Annotated in this window: 1 pseudogene; it reads left to right on the forward strand. The window is 64.8% G+C overall.

Annotation, left to right across the window (positions count from 1 at the left end):
- Positions 1 to 256: pseudogene (locus RVY79_RS20490) on the forward strand (HAD family hydrolase); the annotation flags it as partial.

Raw genomic sequence — 256 nt, forward strand, 5'->3', positions numbered from 1 at the left:
GTACCGGTGGCGATCGTATCGGGCATGTCGCGTTGTGCCTGGCGCGGCGTTCTGATCAAGGGCGGCGGCGCCCTGGAACGGCTCGCACAGGCCGATACCCTGTTCTTCGACAAGACCGGGACCCTCACAGGAGGGTACGCGCGGCTGGTCGACATCGAGTGCAGCAGCCGCTATGAACCCCAGGAGGTGCTGCGTCTCGCAGCCTCTCTCGCACAAGCTTCGAATCACGTCATGGCCGAAGCGGTGACCAAAGCGG

The organism is Chromohalobacter sp. HP20-39 (assembly GCF_033052815.1).
Classification (GTDB): domain Bacteria; phylum Pseudomonadota; class Gammaproteobacteria; order Pseudomonadales; family Halomonadaceae; genus Chromohalobacter.